Source organism: Streptomyces melanogenes (assembly GCF_014649795.1).
GTDB classification, from domain to species: Bacteria; Actinomycetota; Actinomycetes; order Streptomycetales; family Streptomycetaceae; genus Streptomyces; species Streptomyces noboritoensis.
This window is the reverse complement of the sequence record NZ_BMTS01000053.1, coordinates 1-21,408: the sequence shown is the minus strand read 5'-3', so window position 1 is coordinate 21,408 and position 21,408 is coordinate 1. Positions and strand designations below refer to the sequence as shown.

Genomic DNA, 21,408 nt, shown 5'->3' with positions numbered 1-21,408 from the left:
GAGCCACCACCGCCCGCCGCTCCCGCCGACGCGAGCGTCATGCCCCGGGGCTGCCCCGCCTGATCCAGCAACCGCTGCCAGCTCTGCGCGTACACGTACTCCCCCGTGGTCCCGTCCCGGTCCGGCGACCGGTCCTCCCGTCGCCCCCGCGATGACGCTAACGGGTGTGACCAGGGCGTACGCAAGCGCGAACCGGGGCGCGGGGAGAAAAAGTCCGCTCGTACGTAGCAGCACGTCAGGGGGTGCGCAAGAGTCCTCGCGCTCAGCCCCGATGAGTTCGCGCCGTCAACTTCCCCGGCCGGGCGACCAGGCGCCTACTGGTCGCCCGTCTTGTACTCCGGGTCCACGTAACACGGCGAGTCCACCGTGATGAAGAGGCCGTCTCGGCCCGCCTTCTCCCACTTGGAGGCGGACGGGTCGCGGGAGACGAAGTCCTCCTCGATCGTCACCGTGTGGTGGAGCTTCGTGTCCTCCACGTCGAGCTGCGTCTGCTGGGCCTTGGAGTTGGCCCTCTCGAAGCGGTAGACCTTCCAGCCGCGCTTGGGCAGCTCCTCGTGGAGGCGTTGCAGCGCGGCGGTCAGGACCTCGCGGGACGGGCCGTACGCCTTCCAGAAGTGCTTGACGCGGTAGCCGTGCTCGACCTTCTCGCAGGGGCTGACGTCCGGCGATCCGTTGGACGTCTCGTACCGCAGGCCCGAGGCGTCGAGGATGACGCTGGACTGCCTGCGGACCAGGTCCTTGGCGTCCTTGACGGCCATCTTCCGGGGCGTGTAGTCGAGCCCGTCGTCCTGCATGGCGGTGCATCCTGTCGTGGAGATCAGTGCGGTCAGCGCGGTCAGTGCGAGGGCCGCGGCGACGCCGGCGCGGCGCGGCCGAGGGCGGCTCTTGTACGTCATCTCGGTCATGGTTCGAGCGTCACCTTGTCGTACTTGCCCACCGTGACCCGGGCCTGGTTGAGGAGGCTCTGGGTCCCTTCGTCCCAGTAGCCACTGTGGCCCCGGGAGCCGTCCGTGGCGACGATGTTGGCGCCGAAGTCGGGGTTGCTCGGGGTCAGGGGCTTGACCACGCTCATGCCGTCGCCGTCGATCCAGGAGGGCAGCACGTCGATGTCGAGCTTCTTGGGGGCGTGCCCCCAGCCGCCGATCTCGGGGACCGGGTCGCTGGAGACGAAGGGGATGTTGATGCCCCCGTACTTGTCGTCGCCGATGAACGGGATCGGTATGCCCTTCAGGAAGGGCTCGCTGTCGGCGTTGGCCGCCCAGACGTGGCCCTTCTTCACGTCCATCTCGGAGGCGTGGCCGACCTGCTCGCCGGGGCTGCCCGCCACGAAGACGTCGTCGACGGGCAGGGTGCCCTGGCGGGCGGCCGAGCCGATGACCGTACTGCCGTAGCTGTGGCCGACGGCCGTCAGATGGCCGGGCTCGCCCTCGTGGGAGGCGCGCAGGCCGCCGAGGAAGTTGTTGAGGACGGGGCCGCCCTCGTTGGCGTAACCGCTCTGGGGCGCGTCCGTGATGATGCTCTGCGGGGCGTCGTAGCCGAACCAGGTGACCGTGGAGACCTTGCTGCCGTCGGCCATGGCGGAAGAGGCGCGCCAGAGTGTCTCCATCCGCTTGATGTCGCCGTTGATGCCTTCGAGGTTGGTGCCGGTGCCCGGGACGTAGACGGACGTGTGGGTCGCCGTGTCGGGATTGCCGTTGGCCACGATGGCGCGGCCGATGCCGTCGGCGTTGAACCCCAGCAGATACGCCTCGGGCAGCGGGTGCTCGCCGGTGCGGTCGGCCTCGCCGGTGCGGTCGAAGCGGGCCTGGATCGCGTCCATGCCCTTCAGCTTGGCGTCCAGGGGGCCGCGCTTCTTGTCCCACTTGCGCCACTCGGGGTTCTCGATCATCACCGGCTCGCCGCCGCGCCGCGTCATGATCATCCGGTCCGGCTCCGGGCCGAGGGCGTCGCGGTCCAGCTGGACCTGCGCGCGCGTCTCGGCCAGCACCATCCGGTTGGCGTCGTCCCGGACCGTGGCGGGCACGCCGTCGAGGGCGCCGACGGCCGCCGGGTAGAGGGTCGCGTACTCGTCGCGCTCCTCCTGGGACAGCCCGTCCCACCACTTCTTGTTGTCGGCCGGGGACTTCCCCTTGGGGATGTTCGACTCCGGCAGGAACTTCGCGTTCTTCTGGACGTCCTTGGTGTCCGCCGCCGCGTCGACCAGCATCTCGTTGGTGACGTCGAGGCCCGCCGGGGACTTCAGGCGGCGCAGGACGCCTGCGTACCGGCCGTCTATCTCGGCCGCGTCGCGGACCGCCCCGGCGATCCGCTCGGCGATGTCCTCGGCCTTCGCCTTGTTCGGGTCGCCGCCGCCCTCGCCCTTGCCCGCCAGGAACGGCACCGGGGCGCCGGGCCTGGCGACGCCGGGACCGGGGGCGAGCGGCACGGTGACCGCGACGGTCGTCGGGTACTTCACCGCCCCGTCCGACTCGACCGTGAACTTCAGGTTCTCCGCGTCCTCCAGCGCCTGCTTCAGCTTCCGCTGCGGCTCGGCCAGCTCGGTGGCGAGCCCGTCGAGCGCGGTACGGATCAGCCCGCACTCGGTGTGCAGGTACTGGTAGTTGCGGCTGAGCCGGCCGAGGTCGCCGACCGCGCCCTCGGCGGTCTTGCTCTTCTGCGTCTCGTGGATCCGCGCGCGCATCTCGTTGTCGACGCGGTCCTTGGCGGCGTTGGCGCGGCTGGAGACCTTGCCCCAGCCGTCGGCGGCGTCGCTGAACTCGGACAGCTTCACATCGCGCAGCTGCTGCCAGGTGGGCACGGCCGGATCACCGGCCCTTCGGCTCGGCCGGGGCGACGGCCTTCACGTCGTTGCCGACCTTCACGTCGACCTCGCCGAAGTCCTTGCCGACGCTTCTGAGTACGCCGTCGAGGCGCCCGCACTCGTCGCGCACCGCGCCGAGCCGGTCCTTCCAGGTCGTACGGATCTCCTCCAGGGCGGCCGTGGCGCCGAAGCCCGCGGTGCCGGCGGTGACGCCCTCGGAGGCGGAGTCGAGGTCGGCGAGCGCGCCGGCCGTGCCGGTGCGCAGCTCCCCGGCGACCTTGCCGGCGGAGCTCCAGGGGGATTTGCTGAACTGGATGTCGGGGGCGCCGCCGCCCCCTTCTTTGCCGTTGGCAGACGCGAGCCGCATCCCGGCGGCGGGCGGCTCCTGCCCGCCCGACCTGGGCGGAGCGCCCGCGAAGAGCTCGTCCCACTGCGCGCTGAGTGCCATGTGCGGCCGTTCCCCCGTTGCCATGCCTTTTGGATCCCTTTACTTGCCGACGCAACCTAGCAACGATGGGGAGGGCGAGGCGAGCCCTGTGGAGTGCACATCCGCACACACCAAGTGACCATTTCCGGACGTATCTATCCAGCCAAGTGATCACAACTGGGTCAACGGGCGTGAGGCGCCTGAGGGTTGCATGACAGAGTCGTGCGGTGGACGCGCTCAAGCCCCGGGACCCGGCACACATAGGTACGTACGCCCTGCTCGCCCGGCTGGGTGCGGGCGGGATGGGGATGGTCTACCTCGGCCGCTCGCCGGGCGGGCGGCTGGTCGCGCTCAAGGTGATCAAGGACGAGATCACCGACCACCCCGAGGCGCTGGCCCGCTTCCGCCGGGAGGCGGAGACGGTACGGGCGGTGCGCAGCGCGTACACCGCGAACCTGATCGACGCGGCGCTGGCGGCGCCGCCGTACTGGCTCGCCACGGAGTACGTCTCCGGGCCGACCCTGAGCCGGGCCGTCGCCGACCGGGGCCCGTTCCCGGCCGACACCTGCCGCAAGCTGTTCGCGGCGCTGGCGGAGGGGCTGGCGAGCGTGCACGCGTACGGGGTGACGCACCGGGACCTCAAGCCCCAGAACGTCATCCTGGCCCCGCAGGGCCCCCAGCTCATCGACTTCGGCATCGCCCGGGCCGCCGCGGACACGGCCCTGACCCAGCCGGGCCTCGCCCCCGGCACCCCCGGCTACACGGCCCCCGAGGTCCTCCTCCGCAACGAGGTCGGCGACCCGGCGGACGTGTTCGCGCTGGGGGCGACGATTGCGTTCGCGGCTACGGGGAGGGCGCCGTTCGGTGGGGGGCCGCTGGACGCGGTGTCGTACCGGGCCGTCCACGAGGCGGTCGACGTGGCGGGCGTCGAGCCCTCGCTGGCCGCGCTGATCCTGGCCTGCGCGGCCAAGGACCCGGCCGAGCGGCCGACTCCGGCGGAGGTCATCGTGCGGTGCGCGGTGACGTCGGCGCTGGTGGAGGACCCGTACTACCAGGCACTCACGACGGGCCTGACGGAGCCGCCCCCGCACGACCTCCCCACGGCGACGGCCGCGGGCCTGATCCCCCCGAACCACGCACCCCCACCGCCCCCGTCCTACACCCCCACCCTCGCCCCCCGCTCCCGCCGCACCCCCTGGCTGGTGACGGTCGCGGTGGCGGCGGTGCTGGGGGTGACGGTGGCGGTGGTGCTGCGGGGGTTGCCGGAGGGCGGGGGTGGGGCGGGGGCGTCGGGGAGCACGAAGACGCCGACGACCGGCTCCGCCAAGTCCCCCGGCCCGACGGGGAGCGCCTCGCCGTCCGGCGGCGGCAAGACCCCGGTGGGGCCGCCGCAGTACATCGAGCAGACCGCGCCCTCGCTCGACGGCTATTCGGCGCTCTCCGAGCGCTGCCGCCAGCCGATGCAGGAGCAGGTGGACGCGCAGTTCCAGTTCGCGGTCACCACCGGTGAGGAGTATCCGACGGACGACGTGCCGCCCGGCAAGGTGCAGATCGGCTACCGGCTCAAGTACGAGGAGCCGGGCGCGCCCCCGTACTACCTCGCCCTGACGGTGAAGCCGCCCCACGAAGTCGACGCGAATGGCGACCCGACGTCCCGGACGCCCAACCGCCAGCTCGGCTTCGTCAGCAAGGCGTCCGACCTCTACGCGGGCGCCCAGACCAAGTGGAAGTACGTGACATACCCGGACGACTTCAGCTACCGGGCCAACGGCAAGGTGCTGCCCGCCCTGCCGCTCGCCAGGGACAAGTCGACCGAATGGACCGTCGTCTACCAGCATGTGACGGGGCCGAAGGAGTACAAGAGCGTCGTCTGCGCCGGTTTCATCGCGGAATGAGACGCGCGGCCGACACGGCTGGCGGGAAAGTAGCGGTGAACCCGGCCTCGATGGGGGAGGGTTGACGGGTGCGCAAATTCTGGGTGGCAGGCGGGATCGGGGTCGGGCTGTGCCTGAGCTTCCTCGCGCTGCTCGTCGTCGGTACGTACTCGGCGGCGGCTGGGATGGCCGGTGGCCTCGGCGGCGGGGGGAAGTCGGTCGGGCTGGCCAAGGGCGCCGTCCCGGCCAAGTACCAGCCGCTGGTGCAGAAGTGGGGCAACCTCTGCCCCGCGGTCAACCCCGCGCTGCTCGCGGCCCAGCTCTACCAGGAGAGCGGCTGGAACCCGACGATCGTCAGCCCCGCCAAGGCGCAGGGCATCGCCCAGTTCATCCCCGGCACCTGGGAGTCGCACGGCATCGACGGCAACGGGGACGGGAAGCGGGACGTCTGGGACCCGCAGGACGCGATCCCCTCCGCCGCCTCGTACGACTGCGAACTGGCCGGATACGTCAAGAACGTGCCCGGGGACCAGAGCAGCAACATGCTGGCCGCCTACAACGCGGGCGCGTACGCGGTGATCAAGTACGGCGGGGTGCCGCCGTACCCCGAGACCAAGAACTACGTGAAAATCATCCGCACGCTAGAGAAGAGCTTCGCCCGCCCCACCACCCGAGTGGCCCCCTCCCAGCAGGCCGCCGGGGCCATCTACTACGCGCAGCAGAAGCTCGGGACGCCCTACCTCTGGGGTGGGGAGGGGACCGCCGAGCAAGGGGGGCGGTTCGACTGTTCGGGGCTTACCCAGGCCGCCTACCAGAGCGTCGGCATCACGCTGCCGCGCGTCGCCAACGACCAGTACAACGCCGGCCCGCACCCCGCCCGCGGCGAGCTCCTCCCCGGTGACCTCGTCTTCTTCTCCGACGACCTCACCAACTCCCGCGCCATCCACCACGTCGGCCTCTACGTCGGCGGCGGCTACATGATCAACGCCCCGTACACCGGCGCCGTCATCCGCTTCGACAAGATCGACGCGCCCGACTACTTCGGCGCGACCCGGGTCACCAAGGACGGCGCCGCCGCGTTGCCGACGTTCAAACCGGGTACGTGACCGGCGGTACGAAGTGGCCGGATCTCGTCGGCACTCTCCGTCAGGCCATGGCCCTGAGCTGCGACGATGAGTCTCTCTTCGGTAACGTCGTGGTGATCATTCCGTGGAGAGTGGAACGCGAGGGCCGTTCAGGCCGTTCAGTGGACAGTGACCGCAGGAGTACTGACCACGGGGGTTGGTAGCTACACGCACAGGCAAGGGGCCTCGGCATGGCTGGACTCGCGCTGGACGGGTCGAACCCGGACGTCAGCCTGCTCTACGACATCAACGGACTCGCCGCTTCCGCCCCCACGTGGTTCGACCGCGTCATGGAGTTCGTCGGCGAGTACGGCATCCTGCTCGCCCTCGTCCTGCTCGTCCTCTGGTGCTGGTGGAGCCTGCGCCGGGGCGAGGACCGCGAGAGCGCCCTCGCCTCCCTCGCGGCCCTGGTCTGGGCGCCGCTCGGCGCCGGGATCGCGCTGCTCGTCAACATCCCCATCAGGGGATTCGTGGAGCGGCCCCGGCCCTTCGTCTCCCACAAGGGGCTCGACGTCCTGGTCGACGGCAAGACGGACTACTCGTTCGTGAGCGACCACGCCACGATGGCGATGGCGATCGGGGCCGGACTCTTCGTCGCGCACCGCAAGTTCGGGCTCGCCGCGATCGGTCTCGCCCTCGCGGAGGGCTTCTGCCGGGTCTACATGGGCGTGCACTACCCCACGGACGTGATCGGCGGCTTCGCCCTGGGCACCGCCGTCACCCTGCTGCTCGCGCCGCTCGCGCTGATGCTGCTGACCCCGCTGGTGTCGACGGTGGCCCGCTCGCCCCGCCTTGGCCGTCTCGTACGGTCGCGGCGGGCGGGTCAGTCCGCGCTGCGGCTCGCCGTGGACCTGCCCGAGTCCCGGTCGGGAGCGGGCAAGGGGACGGGGCAGGGCGCGGGGCTGGGCGAGAACGACCTGGCGGCGTAAGGCGGTTCGGCGGTCGGCCCGCTGCCGCGTAAGGCGGTGAGCCCCGCCCGGCTCACAGCGCCTGCGGGAAGTCGAACACGCGCGTCGGGTCGTACCGGCGCTTGAGCTCGGCCAGCCGGGGCGCAGCGGCCCCGTAGTAGGCCGTGCGCCAGTCCCTCAGCTCCGGGTCGGCGTAGTTCTGGTAGGCGGCCCCGTTGGCGTACCGGCTCAGGGCGTCATGGGTGGTATTCAGCCATGCCCGCTGGGCCGTTCCGGGGGTGCCCGGGTGCCAGGAGGCGATGTACTGCGCGAGCACCCGCGAGCGGCGGTGCACGAACGCCGTGGCCGTCGGGGAGACCCGGTTCAGCGCCCCGCCGAGCGCCGTGAGCGCCACGCTCCCCGCCCCGCCGCCCTGCGCGGCCGGCACGCTCCCGAAGGCCTCGGTCCTGGCGAGCAGGGCCCGTACGCCGTCGGACGGGAGCGCCCGGTCGAAGAACGCGGACCGGGCGGCGTACGTCTCGCGCTGGAGCGTGCCCTGCGGGCTGCGGCCCGGGGTGGCGCCCGGGAGGTGGCACTGCGCCTCGGAGAGGGCGGCGCACCCGGCGTACGCGAGCATCGCGTCGGTGTAGCCGTGGCGGCGCAGCGAGACGGAGGCGGCGGGGGAGCCGACGCGGTCGGCTAGGCGGTCCACGGCGTTCTGGAGGTCGCCGTGGGAACCCAGCGAGAACGCGGAGACGTTGACCGTGGGGGCGGCCCCGGCCGCCCTGCCGCCCGCGGCCGCCGCGAGATGGGCGGCGGACCAGATCTCGTCGGGCTGGTCGGGTCCCCACTCCTGCCAGGCCTCGATGACCGCCCGCGCCTTCGCCCAGGGCCAGGTCAGATACGCGGTGACGGTCTGCGGGGCGTCGTGCGTACGGAAGGTGAGCCCGGTGACGACGCCGAAGTTGCCGTTGCCCGCGCCGCGCAGCGCCCAGAAGAGATCGCTCTCGCGGTCGGCGTCGGCGGTGAGCCGTTTGCCGTCGGCGGTGATCAGCGTCGCGGAGGTGAGGCTGTCGCAGGTCGCTCCGTACGCGCGCGTGGCGACGCCGTGGCCGCCGCCGAGGGTGAGCCCGGTGATGCCGACGGTGGGGCAGGAGCCGCCGGGGATCGTCCGGCCCTTCGCGCCCAGGGCGAGGTAGACGTCGAGCAGCCGGGCGCCCGCGCCGACCGTGGCGGTGCCGCCGTCGGCGCGGACGCGGTTCAGCCTCGACACGTCGAGGACGAGGCGGCCGGTGCCGGAGGACCACCCGGCGTACGAGTGGCCGCCGTTGCGCAGGGCGACGGGGGTGCGGTGGGCGCGGGCGAAGGCCAGGCACTCCTGGACGTCGGAGTCGTTCGCCACGTACGCGACGGCCGACGGCTTCAGACCGTCGAAGCGGGTGTTGTAGAGCTGGCGCGCGGTCGGGTACGCGGCGTCGCCCGGCCGCACCAGGGACCCGGCCAGCGAGCGCGCGAGGGCGGTCCAGGCGGCCGGGGAGGCGGACGCGGCGGGCCGCCCGGTGCCGCCGGTGGCCGTGGGCGGGCCGGGGGAGCGGGAGGGCTGCGCGCGGGAGGCGCCGGAGGTGCAGGCGGACGCCGTGGTGGCGAGGGCGGCGCCGGCCCCCGCGGCGAGGAGGGAGCGGCGGTCCATGCGGGGACGTGTTCCCGGAGGACCGTGTTCCGAACCGCCCTGTTCCGAACCGTCCCGTTCTTCGAACGGGACGGGGGCCGGGGTGCGGCTAGACCGCCGACTCGTGCTGCTCCGCGTCCGTTCTGGCCTTGTCGCGGGAGCGGCGGGCGGGGCCGGCCCAGCCGCAGGTGCAGCGGGCGTGGGCGAAGCTGCCGCGTTCCGTCGTGCTGGTGCGGTGCTCAGGAGCTGAGGCTTGGTGGGGCACCAGCCCACGGTACCCAGGGCCGGGCGCGGGCGTGACCGGGGTGGGGACGCGGTCGTTAAGCGGGGCGGGTGGTGTGGCGGGTCGTGGATGGCGTTTGGGGGTTGGACGGCGATGACGGTGCGGTGGCAGAGGCGTGGGGGCGCGGGGTTCGCCGGTGCCGTCGTGACCGGCGTGACGGCCGCCGCGGTGGCCGCGGGCGCGCTCGTCACCGGGTGCGGGGCAGGCGGCTCCCCGGGCGCGGGCGGCCCTGACGCGCACACGGTCGAGCCGGGCCAGGTGGTGGCGGGAGCGGTCGACGCGCTGGTGGCCGCCCGCAGCTCCAAGACCAGCACGTCGATGGAGATGGCCGCGGGCGGGACGAGGGTGACGATCCGGGGCGAGGGGGTGTACGACTTCGCGCGCCGCATGGGCCAGTTGAAGGTGCTGCTGCCGAAGGACGCGGCGGGCGCGGAGGAGCACCGGCCGATCACCGAACTGCTCGCGCCCGGTGCGCTGTACATGAAGAACCGGGGCGCGGGCGTCCCCGCCGACAAGTGGGTCCGGGTCGACACGGCGACGCTGCCCGACGGGAACCTGGTGACCGGCGGGGTCACCGACCCGATGGTCGCGGCCGAACTGCTGCGCGGGGCGGGCGCCGTGAGCTTCGTGGGCGAGGAGGACCTGGCGGGCGTCCGGGTCCGGCACTACCGGGGCACCGCCGACATCCCCCGCGCGGCGGGCGCGGCCGGGCCGCACGCGCGCGGATCGCTGGCGGCGGCGGCGAAAGGGTTCGGCAGGTCGAAGGGCGCGGTTCCGTTCGACGCGTACTTCGACGCGCAGGGCCTGCTGCGCAAGCTGCGTCAGCAGTTCAGCTACGTCAACGGGGGGCGTACGGTCGCGGTCGCCTCGACCACGCTGCTGTACGGGTTCGGGGTGCCCGCGGTCGTCCGGCTGCCGGCGGACCGGGACATCTACGCCGGAAAGATCGAGTCATAGGGGTTCGGGGGGCGTTCGGGAATTCAGTCATGGGCGGTGGCGGAAATGGTCCGTCCGTGCCATGCGCGGTGTGTGTCCTCCTCCCTACGCTAGGAAGCCGACGACGGCAGAAAGAGGGGTAGAGGGGTGAGGTGCGTGGCCGGGCTTCGCAGCGCAACCGTCCAGGACCACGTGGCCCTCGTCGAGATCGAGCTGTGCGGCGAGCTGATGATCGCCGCGTCGGCCGCGGACGGGGAGCGGCTCAGTCCGGACCTGATCGACGAGGTACTCAAGGTCGAGCCGGAGGGGCGTGTGGGGGGCGGGGGTTGATTCCGGCCAAGTGGGGGTGCGGGGTGGGTGTGCCCGGGCTGGGTCGATGGGTTTCGGCCAGGTGGCCGGGGTGGGTTCACTGACGTGCTGCCTCCCCCTCGTTGTGGGCAGGCGTTCCGCAGGGCTGGGGGTCCCCCCTGCTCGAGCGAAGCCGAGAGCTTGGGGGAGGGTGGGCACAACGGGCGCAGCCCGGCGGGGCGGGGGTGCCGCTGTGCCCACCCGTGCCGCCCCTAGCGGCACGATTGCCCACAGCGGCGGCGCGGGGTTGTCTTACGTGCGCAGCAAGCGGGCGATGGCCTTGGTGGCCTCTTCTACCTTGGCGTCGATTTCGCCGCCGCCCTTGACCGCCGCGTCCGCCACGCAGTGCCGCAGGTGCTCCTCCAGGAGCTGGAGGGCGAAGGACTGGAGTGCCTTCGTGGAGGCGGAGACCTGGGTGAGTATGTCGATGCAGTAGACGTCCTCGTCCACCAGGCGCTGCAGCCCGCGGATCTGGCCCTCGATGCGGCGCAGCCGCTTGAGGTGCTCGTCCTTCTGCTTGTGGTAGCCGTGCACGGCGTGCGGCTGGTCCGTGAGGACGGTGTCCGGCTCGGCGGGCTCGGTGGTCGTCATCGCGTCCTCCCGTGGTGCGAAGAGGGGGTGGATACCCCTCGTGGGTATAGGGTAACGAACCCTGCGAAAGCGGGCCCGGAAACGGGCCGGGGGCCCGTGCTGATCACTGTGCCTGATGGGCGACACTGAAGTACGCCGGTTAGCCGTGGCCGGATGATGCGCCTAGCATCAGCCTGACCGAATCCAAAGCACCCCGAGGACCCCACGTGCGCTTTCGTCTGACCCCCAGGGAGACGAGCTTCTACGACATGTTCGCCGCATCCGCGGACAACATCGTCACGGGCTCGAAGCTCCTGATGGAACTGCTCGGAGCGGACTCCGCATCCCGGGCCGAGATCGCGGAGCGGATGCGGGCAGCGGAGCACGCGGGCGACGACGCGACCCACGCGATCTTCCACCAGCTGAACTCCTCGTTCATCACGCCGTTCGACCGCGAGGACATCTACACCCTCGCTTCGTCGCTCGACGACATCATGGACTTCATGGAGGAGGCCGTCGACCTCGTCGTCCTCTACAACGTCGAGGAACTGCCCAAGGGTGTCGAGCAGCAGATCGAGGTGCTGGCCCGGGCGGCCGAGCTGACCGCCGAGGCCATGCCGAACCTGCGGACGATGTCCAACCTCACCGAGTACTGGATCGAGGTCAACCGGCTGGAGAACCAGGCCGACCAGATCCACCGCAAGCTGCTCGCCCATCTCTTCAACGGCAAGTACGACGCCATTGAGGTGCTCAAGCTCAAGCAGATCGTGGACGTACTCGAAGAGGCCGCCGACGCCTTCGAGCACGTGGCGAACACGGTGGAGACCATCGCCGTCAAGGAGTCCTGAGCTTCGTGGACACCTTTGCACTGGTCGTGACCATCGCGGTCGCGCTCGGATTCACGTACACGAACGGGTTCCACGACTCGGCGAACGCCATCGCCACCTCCGTCTCGACGCGGGCGCTGACCCCGCGTGCGGCGCTGGCGATGGCCGCGGTCATGAACCTGGCCGGTGCCTTCCTCGGCAGCGGTGTCGCCAAGACCGTCAGCGAAGGCCTGATCGCCACGCCCGAGGGCAACAAGGGCATGGGGATCCTGTTCGCCGCGCTGGTCGGGGCGATCATCTGGAACCTGGTGACCTGGTACTTCGGGCTGCCGTCCTCGTCCTCGCACGCCCTGTTCGGCGGCATGGTCGGCGCGGCGCTCGCGGGCGGGACGACGGTCCACTGGAACGGGGTGCTCGACAAGATCGTCATCCCGATGTTCATCTCGCCGGTGGTCGGCCTCGTCGTCGGCTATCTGGTGATGTGCGCGATCCTGTGGATGTTCCGCAAGGCGAACCCGCACAAGGCGAAGCGCGGCTTCCGTATCGCGCAGACGGTCTCCGCGGCGGGCATGGCGCTCGGTCACGGTCTCCAGGACGCGCAGAAGACGATGGGCATCGTGGTGATGGCCCTGGTCATCGCGGACGTGCAGTCCGCGGGCGACGAGATCCCGATCTGGGTGAAGATCGCTTGTGCGGCGATGCTGTCGCTGGGGACGTACGCGGGTGGGTGGCGCATCATGCGGACGCTCGGGCGCAAGATCATTGAGCTGGATCCGCCGCAGGGGTTCGCGGCGGAGACGACCGGTGCGTCGATCATGTTCGGGTCCGCGTTCCTGTTCCACGCGCCGATCTCCACTACGCATGTGATCACCTCGGCGATCATGGGTGTGGGGGCGACCAAGCGGGTGAACGCGGTGCGATGGGGTGTCGCGAAGAACATCATCCTGGGGTGGTTCATCACGATGCCGGCGGCTGCGCTGGTCGCGGCGGCGAGCTATTACGTGGTGCGCATCTTCTTCGGCTGAGCCGTTCTGTGGGGTCCGGGGCTTCGCCCCGGGCCCCCTTTTTTTGTCTGCGGACCGTGGGTGGCTGGTCGCGCAGTTCCCCGCGCCCCTGAAATGCCGCTACGCGGCATCCCTTGCTGGTCGCGCCCGCGCGGCGGAGCCGCAAATGTCACAGCCCCGCGCCCCTAAAGGACTATGGCTGAGCTGGGTTCTCCGGCTGCGGCCGACTACCTAGGGGCGCGGGGAACTGCGCGGCCCGCCAGCCACCCACCCGCAGACGAAGACCGGGCACAAAAACGGGCCCGCCCCCTGACACCAGGGGGCGGGCCCTTCGTCTTGCGGTGGCACCGCCATGCAGCACCGCAGACGTGCGGGGCGGGCCTAGCCGAAGCGGCCCGAGATGTAGTCCTCCGTCGCCTGGACGGACGGGTTGGAGAAGATCCGCTCGGTCTCGTCGATCTCGATGAGACGGCCGGGCTGGCCGACGGCCGCCAGGTTGAAGAAGGCCGTGCGGTCCGAGACGCGCGCCGCCTGCTGCATGTTGTGCGTCACGATGACGATCGTGAAGCGCTCCTTCAGCTCGCCGATCAGGTCCTCGATGGCGAGCGTGGAGATCGGGTCGAGCGCCGAGCAGGGCTCGTCCATCAGGAGGACGTCCGGCTCGACCGCGATCGCGCGGGCGATGCACAGACGCTGCTGCTGGCCGCCGGACAGGCCCGAGCCGGGCTTGTTGAGGCGGTCCTTGACCTCGTTCCAGAGGTTCGCGCCCTTGAGGGACTTCTCGACGACGTCCGCCAGCTGGTTCTTCTTGTACGAGCCGTTCAGCCGCAGCCCGGCCGCCACGTTGTCGAAGATCGACATGGTGGGGAACGGGTTCGGGCGCTGGAAGACCATGCCGACCGTACGGCGCACGGCGACCGGGTCGACGTCCTTGCCGTACAGGTTCTCGTCGTCCAGGAGCACCTTGCCCTCGACGCGGCCACCGGGGGTGACCTCGTGCATCCGGTTCAGGGTGCGCAGGAACGTGGACTTGCCGCAGCCGGACGGGCCGATGAAGGCGGTCACGGAGCGGGGCTCCACGGTCATCGAGATGTCCTCGATGGCCTTGTGGGAGCTGTAGTACGCGGTCAGGCCGCTGACGTCGATTCGCTTGGCCATGGGGATCACTGCTTCTTTCGAGCGGGTGAGGAAGGGTCGCTGAGTGGCCGCGTCAGCGACCGGTCTTGGGGGCCTTCCAGCGGGCGATGCCGCGGGCCACCAGATTGAGGATCATGACGAAGGCGATCAGCACCAGGGCCGCGGCCCAGCCGCGGTCGTAGGACGCGTCGCTGCCGACCCGGTACTGCTCCCAGATGTAGAAGGGGAGCGAGGACTGGGCGCCGTCGAAGGGGTTCGTGTTGATCAGCTGGCTGCCGAAGACGAGCAGCATGATCGGCGCGGTCTCACCGGCGATACGGGCGATGGCGAGCATGACGCCCGTGGTGATGCCGCCGATCGCGGTCGGCAGGACCACCTTCAGGATCGTGCGCCACTTCGGCACGCCGAGGGCCAGCGACGCCTCGCGCAGCTCGTTCGGGACGAGCTTGAGCATCTCCTCGGTGGAGCGGACCACGACCGGCATCATCAGGATCGACAGCGCCAGCGAGCCCATGAAGCCGGACGGCTTGAGCTCGAACATCAGCATCAGGGTCAGGATGAACAGACCCGCCACGATGGAGGGGATGCCGGTCATGACGTCCACGAAGAACGTCACGGCCTTGGCGAGCGCGCCCTTGCCGTACTCCACCAGGTAGACCGCGGTCAGCAGGCCGAGCGGGGCGGAGATCACCGTGGCGATGCCGACCTGCTCCAGGGTGCCGATCAGCGCGTGGTAGACGCCGCCGCCGGGCTCGAAGCCGGTCACGCCGTTCATCGAGTGCGAGAGGAAGTCCCCGCTCAGGGCCTTGCTGCCGCGCTTGATCGTCGTCCACAGCAGGGAGACCAGCGGGACGAGGGCGAGGATGAAGCAGACCCAGACGAGGCTGGTGGCGACGCGGTCCTTGGCCTGGCGCTTGTTCTCGACGACCGAGGTGGCCACGTACGAGATGAGCACGAACAGGATCGCGGAGATCAGGCCCCACTGGACCTTGGAGTCGAGGCCGAAGACGAGGCCGATGCCGCAGCCGAGCGCGATGCCGGCGGCGCCGAAGGCGGCCCCGGCCCAGCGGGGCAGGCCCCGGCGGCTCAGGCTGCCCTTGCGGGGCGCGGAGGCCGGCGGGCGAGTGTCCTGAACTACTGCGTTCGACATCAGGCGTTCGCCCCCGAGTACTCCTTGCGGCGCGCGATGATCAGGCGGGCCGCGCCGTTGACCAGCAGGGTGAGGACGAAGAGGACCAGGCCGGACGCGATCAGGGCGTCCCGGCCGAGCTGGTTGGCCTCGTCGAACTTCGCCGCGATGTTCTGGGCGAAGGTGCCGCCACCCGGGTTGAGCAGGTGCAGCGAGATCAGATAGCTCGGGGAGAGGACCGTGGCGACGGCCATCGTCTCGCCGAGCGCGCGCCCGAGGCCGAGCATCGATGCGGAGATGATGCCGGAGCGGCCGAAGGGCAGCACCGACATCCGGATGACCTCCCAGCGGGTGGCGCCGAGCGCCAGCGCGGCTTCCTCGTTCATCCGCGGGACCTGGAGGAAGACTTCGCGGCTCACGCTGGTCACGATCGGCAGGATCATGATCGCGAGCAGGATGCCGACGGTGAAGAGCGAGCGGGCGACGCCGACCTCGGTCTTCTCGAAGACGTAGGTCCAGCCGAGGTACTCGTCCAGCCAGGAGTTCAGGCCTTCGAGGTACGGCACGAGGACGAGGGCGCCCCAGATGCCGTAGATGATCGACGGGACCGCGGCCAGCAGGTCCACGACGTAGGCGAGGGGGGCGGCCAGCTTGCGCGGCGCGTAGTGCGAGATGAACAGCGCGATGCCGACAGCGATCGGAACCGCGATGACCATCGCGATGATCGAGCTGACGACCGTGCCGAAGAGCAGGACGGCGATGCCGAAGACCGGCTTCTGCGCGGCGGGGTCCCAGTCGAAGGTGGTGAGGAAGTTGCCCTCGTCCTTCGAGATGGCCATGCCGGCGCGGACGCTCAGGAAGATGGCGATCGACGCCATCAGGACGAGCAGGAGGATGCCGGATCCCCGGGAGAGGCCGAGGAAGACCTTGTCGCCCGCGCGGCCGGTGGACTTGCGGCGCAGGGCGGGTGCCGGAGCCGCCGGTGGCGGCGGGGTGTTCGTGGTTATGGAAGCCATTGATCTTTCCGGTCTGTGGGCGGGGACGGCTGGTGTCCCCTGGCGGCGGTGCACCGGATGGTGGGGGCGGGGGCCGGATCGGGACCCCCGCCCCGGAGGCCTCCGGACGACCGGCTCAGCGGTCGTCCGTCGGCCCGACAGGTGTTACTGGAGGCCGGCGACGGTCTCGCGGACCTTGGCGTTGATCTCGGCCGGGATCGGCGCGTAGCCGGCGTCCGACAGGATCTTCTGGCCCTCGTCGCCGGCCGTGTAGGTCAGGAAGGACTTGACCGTGCCGAGGGTGTCGGCCTTGTTGCCCTTGTCGCAGGCGATCTCGTACGTGACGAGGACCAGCGGGTAGGCGCCGTCGGCCTTGGTGGTGTAGTCCAGGCCGAGGGCCAGGTCCTTGCCGGTGCCCTTGATCTTGGCGGCGGCGATCGCCTTGGAGGCGTTCTCCGGGGTGGCCTTGACCGGGGCCGCGGCGCCCGTGTTCAGGTCCACGGTCTTGATGGACTGCGCGGTGGCGTAGGAGAGCTCGAAGTAGCCGATCGCGCCGTCCGTCTGCTTGACCTGCGCGGCGACGTCGGAGGAGCCCGCCGCGGCCTGGCCGCCCGGGGCCGGCCACTTCTTCTCGGCCGGGTACGGCCAGTCGGCCTTGGCGGTGGCGCCGAGGTACTTGCCGAGGTTCTGCGTGGTGCCGGAGTCCTGCGAGCGGTGGAAGGCCTGGATCGCCTTGTCCGGGAGCTTCGCCGACGGGTTCAGCTTGGCGATGGCCTCGTCGTTCCAGTTCTTGATCTTGCTGTTGAAGATCTTCGCGACGGTCGGGGCGTCCAGGACCAGGCTGTCGACACCCTCCAGGTGGTAGCCGATCGCGATCGGGCCGCCGACCATCGGGAGGTTGATGCCCTGGCCGCCGCCGGTGCAGACCTTCTTGGAGTTGGTGACCTCCTCCGGCTTCAGCGCGGAGTCGGAGCCGGCGAAGCCGACCTGGGACTGGTTGAAGGCGATGATGCCCTCACCGGACGAGGAGGCCTTGTAGTTGATCTCCACACCCTTGCAGGCCGCCATGTAGTTCTTGACCCACAGGTCCATGGCGTTCTTCTGCGCGGAGGAGCCGGAGGCCAGCAGCTGGCCCTTGGCACCGTCGCACTTGATGTTCGACGCGGCGCTCGTCTTGCCGGTGCCGCCGGTGGAGCTCGAACCCTTGTCGTTGTCGTCGCTGCCGCACGCCGTGAGGGCCAGGGCGCTGGACACGGCGATGACGCCGAGAGCGGTGGCGCGGAGCCGGTTCTTGCGCTGAAGCTTCACTTTCGGGTGTTCCTTCCAGGAGCCGCCGGTGTCCGTTCGTTGTACGGCGGCGTGCGAAGAGGTGTCCGGTCGGGCGGGTCGCCTCGCACCGTGTAAGGCCGAAATTAGGCAGAACAGGTGAAGCCGCCGACGGAGGAGAGTGAACGGAAGGTGAACCATGGCGGTCAGTGCGGTGCCGACCGTTATCTGTTTGTGTTCAGCGGGCTCCGGGGGTGAACAACACCCCGCCGGAGGGCGTCCACGGGGTGTCGCGGGCCCCCGGTTTTCCCGTCAGGCCCGGTGCAGCACGTCCAGCAGCGCGTCGACCAGCTGCCGGTCGCGGGGCTGGGTGAGCCGGTGGCGGGCGGCCGCCGGGGCCAGCCACAGCAGCCGGTCCACCTCGTCGCCGGGTATGAAGCGCCCCTCGCCCGCCTCGGCGGCCCAGTAGTCGACCGTCTTGGGGCGGCCCTGCGCGTCGGTGTAGTACGCGGTGGGCAGCCTGGCACCGGGCACACAGCCGTGCCCAGTCTCCTCCAGGACCTCCCGGAGCGCCCCCGCGAGCGGCTCCTCGCCCCGCTTGAGCTTGCCCTTCGGATGCGACCAGTCGTCGTATGAACATCAACCACATGGCAGAAAAGTGCAGGTCAGGGCAGGTTCAAGTGCCACCGGGGTACAGGACAGGCATGAAGGATGCATCGACTGTCTACGCAGCAGGGTGCGCACTGTGGCGGCCCGAGGCCCACGGACATGGCGTTGAGCTGGCTCTCGTCCATCGACCGAAGTGGGATGACTGGTCGCTGCCCAAGGGGAAGCTGAAGCGCGGTGAGACCGCAGAGACGGCCGCACGCCGTGAAGTCCTGGAGGAGACGGGCTTTCGATGCGTGCTCGGGAACTCGCTGCCGACTGTCCACTACGTCGACGCCTACGGCCGGCCCAAGCAGGTCAGGTACTGGGCCGCACAAGCGACCGAGGGAAGGTTCACGCCAAACGAAGAGGTCGACGCGTTGGAATGGCTGTCTCCTTTCCTCGCTGTACAGCGCCTCTCGCATGAGAGGGATACGGAGTTGGTGCGCATCCTCCTCGCTGTCCTGGAGGCGGAAGGGGTGGCGTTGTGACCGTTGTGCCGAGCGAGAAGGTATGGAGCGGCCGGGCCGCTATGAGCCTGGAGGACTGGATCGCTCGGGAACTGGAGCGGGCGCCTGAGCCGTCGGCAGAGCAGCGAGGAGCACTCGGAGAGCTGTTTCGCAGTCACGCGGGGGAGGCTTCCTGATAGGTGTGGAAGGAACGCGGGGGTTGGGCCGAAATGGTTCGGCCCCCGCTTCGTGTCTGCTGCTCCTCGCTGCCCACCGTAGATGGGGTTGTTTGCTCCCGAGCAGGGGCTGATCTCTGACACCAGGCAGAGACTCACTCCGGAGCGTTGCTGTACCGCTCCAGGGTCGCCTTGCTCATGGAGCGGTCCATGAGCCGCAGTTCCCAGGGTCCTGTGTTCACGTCGAAGTCCTTGCCGAAGCCGACCCACTTACCGGCCATACGGCGACCCGTTGGCTCTACAAGGAGTTGCAGTGCTCCGTGGTAGCGGGCGCCCTGGTAGTAACCGTCAGATGCCGTCTGCTCCGTCCACACGCCAGTAACGACGTTGCGGTCAAGGGTCAGCTCCAGGGTCAGGGGGCTGTCCGGGTTACTCGATGCTCCCGGAAGGCTCTGGGCGGTCAACCTGCTCCCGTGCTGCACGATCACTACGTAGTGCTTGCCCTCGTAGGTTGCGTCGCGGCTGGACGAGAAGAACTCGTACCGGCTGAGCCACACTCCCGACATGTTCTCCTGGGCCCCTTGAACGGCCGTCTGGACTGCGCCGGAAGTGACCGTGACACCCTCGGTCCCAGCATCCATGTCATGCCCTCCTGCGCCGTCCTCGTGAACCCGTGCCATCGGCACAGGCAGAGTGAACCCCAGTGCCTCGATGGGGCGGCCTGTTACGTGCTCCAGAGCTCGCGCGTACACCCCACGCGGAGACTTGCTCACGCCGGACTCCCAGCGTTGCACCAGACGCTTCGAAGCGTCGTTCGGCTCCCCAAGCTCATCCCCTGCTTTGCGGAGCGCTTTGGCAAGGTCGTCCTGGCTCATCCGCAGGCCGATTCGCACGGCCCGCAGCACATCATTCGGTAAGGCTGTGGTCGTCGTCATACGATCCACGCTAGAGCCAAATGGCTCCCAATGACACCGAATTGACGCCTCCGAGTGACGCCCTTTGGACGCCGTGGATGTCGTCGCAGTGACCGGCGCCGGGGGAGAGCATCGGTCCGCACCCACAAGAGCTGACGTAGGGCGGATGCGATGACGCACACGATGGAGTGGAAGTCCGGCACAGCCGTGTTCGACCGGGGCAGTCAGATGGTTGGAGTCGTGCAGGAACAGAAGGGCACGAGGCTGACCCTGGAACGGCCGTCGGGGCTTCGTTGGCACACGCGCACCGTGGCTGTCCGCGCGGCCTCTGACAGAGAGCTGATTCAGCTCAGAGCCTTGGCCAAGCACAGCCGCAACGCTCAGGGGCTCCGATTGCTGAGGCGCCGCACCTCCCACTGAAGACTCCCGAGCCCCCGGCCCGACCACAGTCACGAGTGGTCCCGTCCCGGCCGGGGGTTCGGGGCACGTCCCTGCCCCCTGTTCAGTCTCCACCTCCTGAGCAGGGAGACAGGTTCCAGCGCACCCATCGAGAGAAGGGACATCTGGTGGCTACAGCAGTGCAAGTGAGGGACCCCCGCACGTGCGTCACCCCCGAAGTCTGGGAGCGTGAGGTACGGCTGATCATGCGTGACCACGACATGAAGAGGGAGCTGGCTGAGCGCACATTCGGTCAGGCCATCGCCTACCTGGTCACCTCGGCGGAGCGTCCCGACGTGGACATGGGGCCAGCTCGGTTGGTGGACTTCGGCGTCCACACGTTCGTGCTCGACACGATCAACTACACGGAGTTCTGCCTGAAGCACGCCGGGCGGTACATCCACCACGTGCCCCATCTGCCCGAGGAGAAGGCAAGCCAGCCGTACGTCCTGAAGGGCACAGTCCAAGCGATCAGGGATGCTGGGTTCGTCATCGACCGAGAGCTGTGGAACGCCAAGGCGGCCGAGTGCCACCAGTGCCATGCATGCTGCTCGGACAGTCCCGTAAGCAAGTAGAGCCACGCTCATGAGGCACAGTGGCTCCCCTGCACTCCGGGGGAGCCACTGCACGAAGGGGACAGCATGGAGGCCGTGACAGCCTGGGAGCGGTACGCCCAGAACCGTCAACCGAGACGTGCTGTCAACGCTGCGGGCGCCCGGACGTGGTTGAACTGGACGCAGTACCCAGATCACGGTCCCGACGAATCGGTACTCGGAGAGATCCAGGGGCGCAGGGTGCTGGAACTGGGCTGCGGAACGGGTTGCAACCTCGCCCATCTTGCCGCGCAGGGTGCCGTGTGCGTCGGCGTGGACATCGCCCCCAGCCAACGGGAGAAGGCTGAGGCTCGTTGGGGTCACTTTCCCGGTCTCTCCTTCGTCACAGCTGAGGCAACCGAATTCCTCAAGGGCTGTCCAGGCATGTTCGACGCTGTGTTCTCGATCTTCGGTGCGGTGTGGTTCACGAACCCTCAACAGCTCCTGCCTCTTGTACGTCAGCAATTGATGCCCGGTGGGGTGTTCGCCTTCTCCCACAAGCCACCGGCCGAGGAACAAGGGCCAGTCGGCATACTGCGGGAGGCACGTGCTGTCTCACGCTGGGACTACTCCGGTGACGAGTGGGCCACCCTGCTGGACTCAGCCGGTTTTGCGAACATCACAGCGAAGGTCATCCCGCCGCCCGGCCGAGAATCGCTGGGCACTTTGCTGGTACGTGCCGAAACCTTGACGGACGGCACCAAGTAGCCGGGCCGCCTTGGTGGTGTACGTCATCGCTGTGTCTCGTACGTCTTCCACTTGACGTACCGCAGGCCATGCCCCCCCTCATTCCTGATGACGTCCCGCCTCGTGCAACGCCATTGCGTTTAGCCAGGTGGTGTCTTGTCAAGGATGCCGTCCGTGATGATCGCGGTGTGGAGCTTGTAGTGCATGCACCTGCGGGGATGGCGGTGGCG

Annotated in this window: 21 protein-coding genes and 1 pseudogene; 10 read left to right on the top strand and 12 right to left on the bottom strand. The window is 69.6% G+C overall.

What is annotated here, in order from left to right:
• Window positions 1-314: 314 nt before the first annotated feature.
• Genes IE252_RS41955 through IE252_RS41945 form a run of 3 tightly spaced genes read right to left on the bottom strand, consistent with a single transcriptional unit; the run spans window position 315 to window position 3,248 of the window.
• Window positions 315-905: a hypothetical protein gene (locus tag IE252_RS41955; protein ID WP_190094783.1), complete on the bottom strand. Its 591-nt coding sequence runs from the start codon at window positions 903-905 to the stop codon at window positions 315-317.
• Entirely contained in the window at window positions 902-2,797 is a 1,896-nt protein-coding gene (locus tag IE252_RS41950) for an alpha/beta hydrolase (protein WP_229849151.1), read from the bottom strand. Before IE252_RS41950 ends, IE252_RS41955 begins: the two co-directional genes overlap by 4 nt.
• A 7-nt stretch (window positions 2,798-2,804) precedes the next feature.
• Window positions 2,805-3,248 carry a hypothetical protein gene (locus tag IE252_RS41945; RefSeq protein WP_190094782.1) on the bottom strand — a complete coding sequence of 148 codons (444 nt, stop codon included), beginning with the start codon at window positions 3,246-3,248 and terminating at the stop codon, window positions 2,805-2,807.
• A gap of 206 nt (window positions 3,249-3,454) precedes the next feature.
• Between IE252_RS41945 and IE252_RS41940 the strand changes: the two genes are divergently transcribed.
• The 3 genes from IE252_RS41940 to IE252_RS41930 all read left to right on the top strand — a co-directional run bounded on the left by IE252_RS41940 (window position 3,455) and on the right by IE252_RS41930 (window position 7,154).
• Window positions 3,455-5,122 (top strand): serine/threonine-protein kinase, encoded by a 1,668-nt coding sequence (locus IE252_RS41940; protein WP_190094781.1) that lies wholly within the window; start codon window positions 3,455-3,457, stop codon window positions 5,120-5,122.
• A gap of 68 nt (window positions 5,123-5,190) precedes the next feature.
• Window positions 5,191-6,207, top strand: a complete 1,017-nt coding sequence (locus IE252_RS41935) for a C40 family peptidase (protein WP_190094780.1) — start codon at window positions 5,191-5,193, stop codon at window positions 6,205-6,207.
• Between the two features lie 209 nt (window positions 6,208-6,416).
• Window positions 6,417-7,154: a phosphatase PAP2 family protein gene (locus IE252_RS41930; protein WP_190094779.1), complete on the top strand. Its 738-nt coding sequence runs from the start codon at window positions 6,417-6,419 to the stop codon at window positions 7,152-7,154.
• 52 nt (window positions 7,155-7,206) lie between these two features.
• On the opposite strand, the gene IE252_RS41925 is transcribed toward IE252_RS41930, so the two are convergent.
• A complete protein-coding gene (locus IE252_RS41925; protein ID WP_190094778.1) occupies window positions 7,207-8,802 on the bottom strand; it encodes an FAD-binding oxidoreductase in 1,596 nt (531 codons plus the stop codon).
• Window positions 8,803-8,890: 88 nt separating this feature from the next.
• Window positions 8,891-9,046 (bottom strand): hypothetical protein, encoded by a 156-nt coding sequence (locus tag IE252_RS41920; protein WP_190094777.1) that lies wholly within the window; start codon window positions 9,044-9,046, stop codon window positions 8,891-8,893.
• 111 nt (window positions 9,047-9,157) lie between these two features.
• Here IE252_RS41920 and IE252_RS41915 point away from each other — a divergent pair, with 111 nt between their 5' ends.
• Together IE252_RS41915 and IE252_RS41910 are read left to right on the top strand one after the other, a co-directional pair.
• A complete protein-coding gene (locus tag IE252_RS41915; RefSeq protein WP_190094776.1) occupies window positions 9,158-10,021 on the top strand; it encodes an SCO4651 family lipoprotein in 864 nt (287 codons plus the stop codon).
• Window positions 10,022-10,147: 126 nt separating this feature from the next.
• Window positions 10,148-10,330 (top strand): hypothetical protein, encoded by a 183-nt coding sequence (locus tag IE252_RS41910; RefSeq protein WP_373298696.1) that lies wholly within the window; start codon window positions 10,148-10,150, stop codon window positions 10,328-10,330.
• Between the two features lie 270 nt (window positions 10,331-10,600).
• On the opposite strand, the gene IE252_RS41905 is transcribed toward IE252_RS41910, so the two are convergent.
• Complete coding sequence (locus tag IE252_RS41905; RefSeq protein ID WP_188272847.1) at window positions 10,601-10,939, bottom strand: metal-sensitive transcriptional regulator; 339 nt, start codon at window positions 10,937-10,939, stop codon at window positions 10,601-10,603.
• Between the two features lie 206 nt (window positions 10,940-11,145).
• On the opposite strand from IE252_RS41905, the gene IE252_RS41900 reads away from it, so the two are divergent.
• Window positions 11,146-11,766 carry a DUF47 domain-containing protein gene (locus IE252_RS41900; RefSeq protein WP_190094774.1) on the top strand — a complete coding sequence of 207 codons (621 nt, stop codon included), beginning with the start codon at window positions 11,146-11,148 and terminating at the stop codon, window positions 11,764-11,766.
• A gap of 5 nt (window positions 11,767-11,771) precedes the next feature.
• Window positions 11,772-12,770 (top strand): inorganic phosphate transporter, encoded by a 999-nt coding sequence (locus IE252_RS41895; protein ID WP_190094773.1) that lies wholly within the window; start codon window positions 11,772-11,774, stop codon window positions 12,768-12,770.
• A 360-nt stretch (window positions 12,771-13,130) separates the two neighbouring features.
• Here IE252_RS41895 and pstB read toward each other — a convergent pair whose 3' ends face one another.
• From pstB to IE252_RS41870, 5 genes and pseudogenes are all read right to left on the bottom strand, one after another.
• Window positions 13,131-13,907 (bottom strand): phosphate ABC transporter ATP-binding protein PstB, encoded by a 777-nt coding sequence (pstB, locus tag IE252_RS41890; RefSeq protein ID WP_101389336.1) that lies wholly within the window; start codon window positions 13,905-13,907, stop codon window positions 13,131-13,133.
• Window positions 13,908-13,959: 52 nt separating this feature from the next.
• A complete protein-coding gene (pstA, locus tag IE252_RS41885) occupies window positions 13,960-15,036 on the bottom strand; it encodes a phosphate ABC transporter permease PstA (protein WP_190094772.1) in 1,077 nt (358 codons plus the stop codon).
• Window positions 15,036-16,031: a phosphate ABC transporter permease subunit PstC gene (gene pstC / locus IE252_RS41880; RefSeq protein WP_190094771.1), complete on the bottom strand. Its 996-nt coding sequence runs from the start codon at window positions 16,029-16,031 to the stop codon at window positions 15,036-15,038. The genes pstA and pstC overlap by 1 nt, the downstream gene beginning before the upstream one ends.
• A 144-nt stretch (window positions 16,032-16,175) precedes the next feature.
• Window positions 16,176-17,318: a phosphate ABC transporter substrate-binding protein PstS gene (pstS, locus tag IE252_RS41875; RefSeq protein WP_190094770.1), complete on the bottom strand. Its 1,143-nt coding sequence runs from the start codon at window positions 17,316-17,318 to the stop codon at window positions 16,176-16,178.
• A 270-nt stretch (window positions 17,319-17,588) separates the two neighbouring features.
• A pseudogene (locus IE252_RS41870) lies at window positions 17,589-17,909 on the bottom strand (NUDIX hydrolase); the annotation flags it as partial.
• Between the two features lie 71 nt (window positions 17,910-17,980).
• Between IE252_RS41870 and IE252_RS41865 the strand changes: the two are divergent.
• Complete coding sequence (locus IE252_RS41865; RefSeq protein WP_190094784.1) at window positions 17,981-18,412, top strand: NUDIX hydrolase; 432 nt, start codon at window positions 17,981-17,983, stop codon at window positions 18,410-18,412.
• Window positions 18,413-18,701: 289 nt separating this feature from the next.
• Here IE252_RS41865 and IE252_RS41860 read toward each other — a convergent pair whose 3' ends face one another.
• Window positions 18,702-19,481 carry a helix-turn-helix domain-containing protein gene (locus tag IE252_RS41860; RefSeq protein WP_190094769.1) on the bottom strand — a complete coding sequence of 260 codons (780 nt, stop codon included), beginning with the start codon at window positions 19,479-19,481 and terminating at the stop codon, window positions 18,702-18,704.
• A gap of 623 nt (window positions 19,482-20,104) precedes the next feature.
• Here IE252_RS41860 and IE252_RS41855 point away from each other — a divergent pair.
• Both IE252_RS41855 and IE252_RS41850 read left to right on the top strand, forming a co-directional pair.
• Window positions 20,105-20,473 (top strand): glycine-rich domain-containing protein, encoded by a 369-nt coding sequence (locus IE252_RS41855; protein WP_229849150.1) that lies wholly within the window; start codon window positions 20,105-20,107, stop codon window positions 20,471-20,473.
• 66 nt (window positions 20,474-20,539) lie between these two features.
• Window positions 20,540-21,199 (top strand): class I SAM-dependent methyltransferase, encoded by a 660-nt coding sequence (locus IE252_RS41850; RefSeq protein ID WP_190094767.1) that lies wholly within the window; start codon window positions 20,540-20,542, stop codon window positions 21,197-21,199.
• The last annotated feature ends 209 nt before the right edge of the window (window positions 21,200-21,408 follow it).

What these genes read in the sequence shown, in the direction of transcription:
- IE252_RS41955 (WP_190094783.1), bottom strand. Translation starts at nt 905, where the DNA reads ATGACCGAGATGACGTACAAGAGCCGCCCTCGGCCGCGCCGCGCCGGC.
- IE252_RS41945 (WP_190094782.1), bottom strand. Translation starts at nt 3,248, where the DNA reads ATGGCACTCAGCGCGCAGTGGGACGAGCTCTTCGCGGGCGCTCCGCCC.
- IE252_RS41930 (WP_190094779.1), top strand. Translation starts at nt 6,417, where the DNA reads ATGGCTGGACTCGCGCTGGACGGGTCGAACCCGGACGTCAGCCTGCTC.
- IE252_RS41925 (WP_190094778.1), bottom strand. Translation starts at nt 8,802, where the DNA reads ATGGACCGCCGCTCCCTCCTCGCCGCGGGGGCCGGCGCCGCCCTCGCC.
- IE252_RS41915 (WP_190094776.1), top strand. Translation starts at nt 9,158, where the DNA reads ATGACGGTGCGGTGGCAGAGGCGTGGGGGCGCGGGGTTCGCCGGTGCC.
- IE252_RS41905 (WP_188272847.1), bottom strand. Translation starts at nt 10,939, where the DNA reads ATGACGACCACCGAGCCCGCCGAGCCGGACACCGTCCTCACGGACCAG.
- pstB (WP_101389336.1), bottom strand. Translation starts at nt 13,907, where the DNA reads ATGGCCAAGCGAATCGACGTCAGCGGCCTGACCGCGTACTACAGCTCC.
- pstA (WP_190094772.1), bottom strand. Translation starts at nt 15,036, where the DNA reads ATGTCGAACGCAGTAGTTCAGGACACTCGCCCGCCGGCCTCCGCGCCC.
- pstC (WP_190094771.1), bottom strand. Translation starts at nt 16,031, where the DNA reads ATGGCTTCCATAACCACGAACACCCCGCCGCCACCGGCGGCTCCGGCA.
- IE252_RS41865 (WP_190094784.1), top strand. Translation starts at nt 17,981, where the DNA reads ATGAAGGATGCATCGACTGTCTACGCAGCAGGGTGCGCACTGTGGCGG.
- IE252_RS41860 (WP_190094769.1), bottom strand. Translation starts at nt 19,481, where the DNA reads ATGACGACGACCACAGCCTTACCGAATGATGTGCTGCGGGCCGTGCGA.
- IE252_RS41855 (WP_229849150.1), top strand. Translation starts at nt 20,105, where the DNA reads ATGCGTGACCACGACATGAAGAGGGAGCTGGCTGAGCGCACATTCGGT.
- IE252_RS41850 (WP_190094767.1), top strand. Translation starts at nt 20,540, where the DNA reads ATGGAGGCCGTGACAGCCTGGGAGCGGTACGCCCAGAACCGTCAACCG.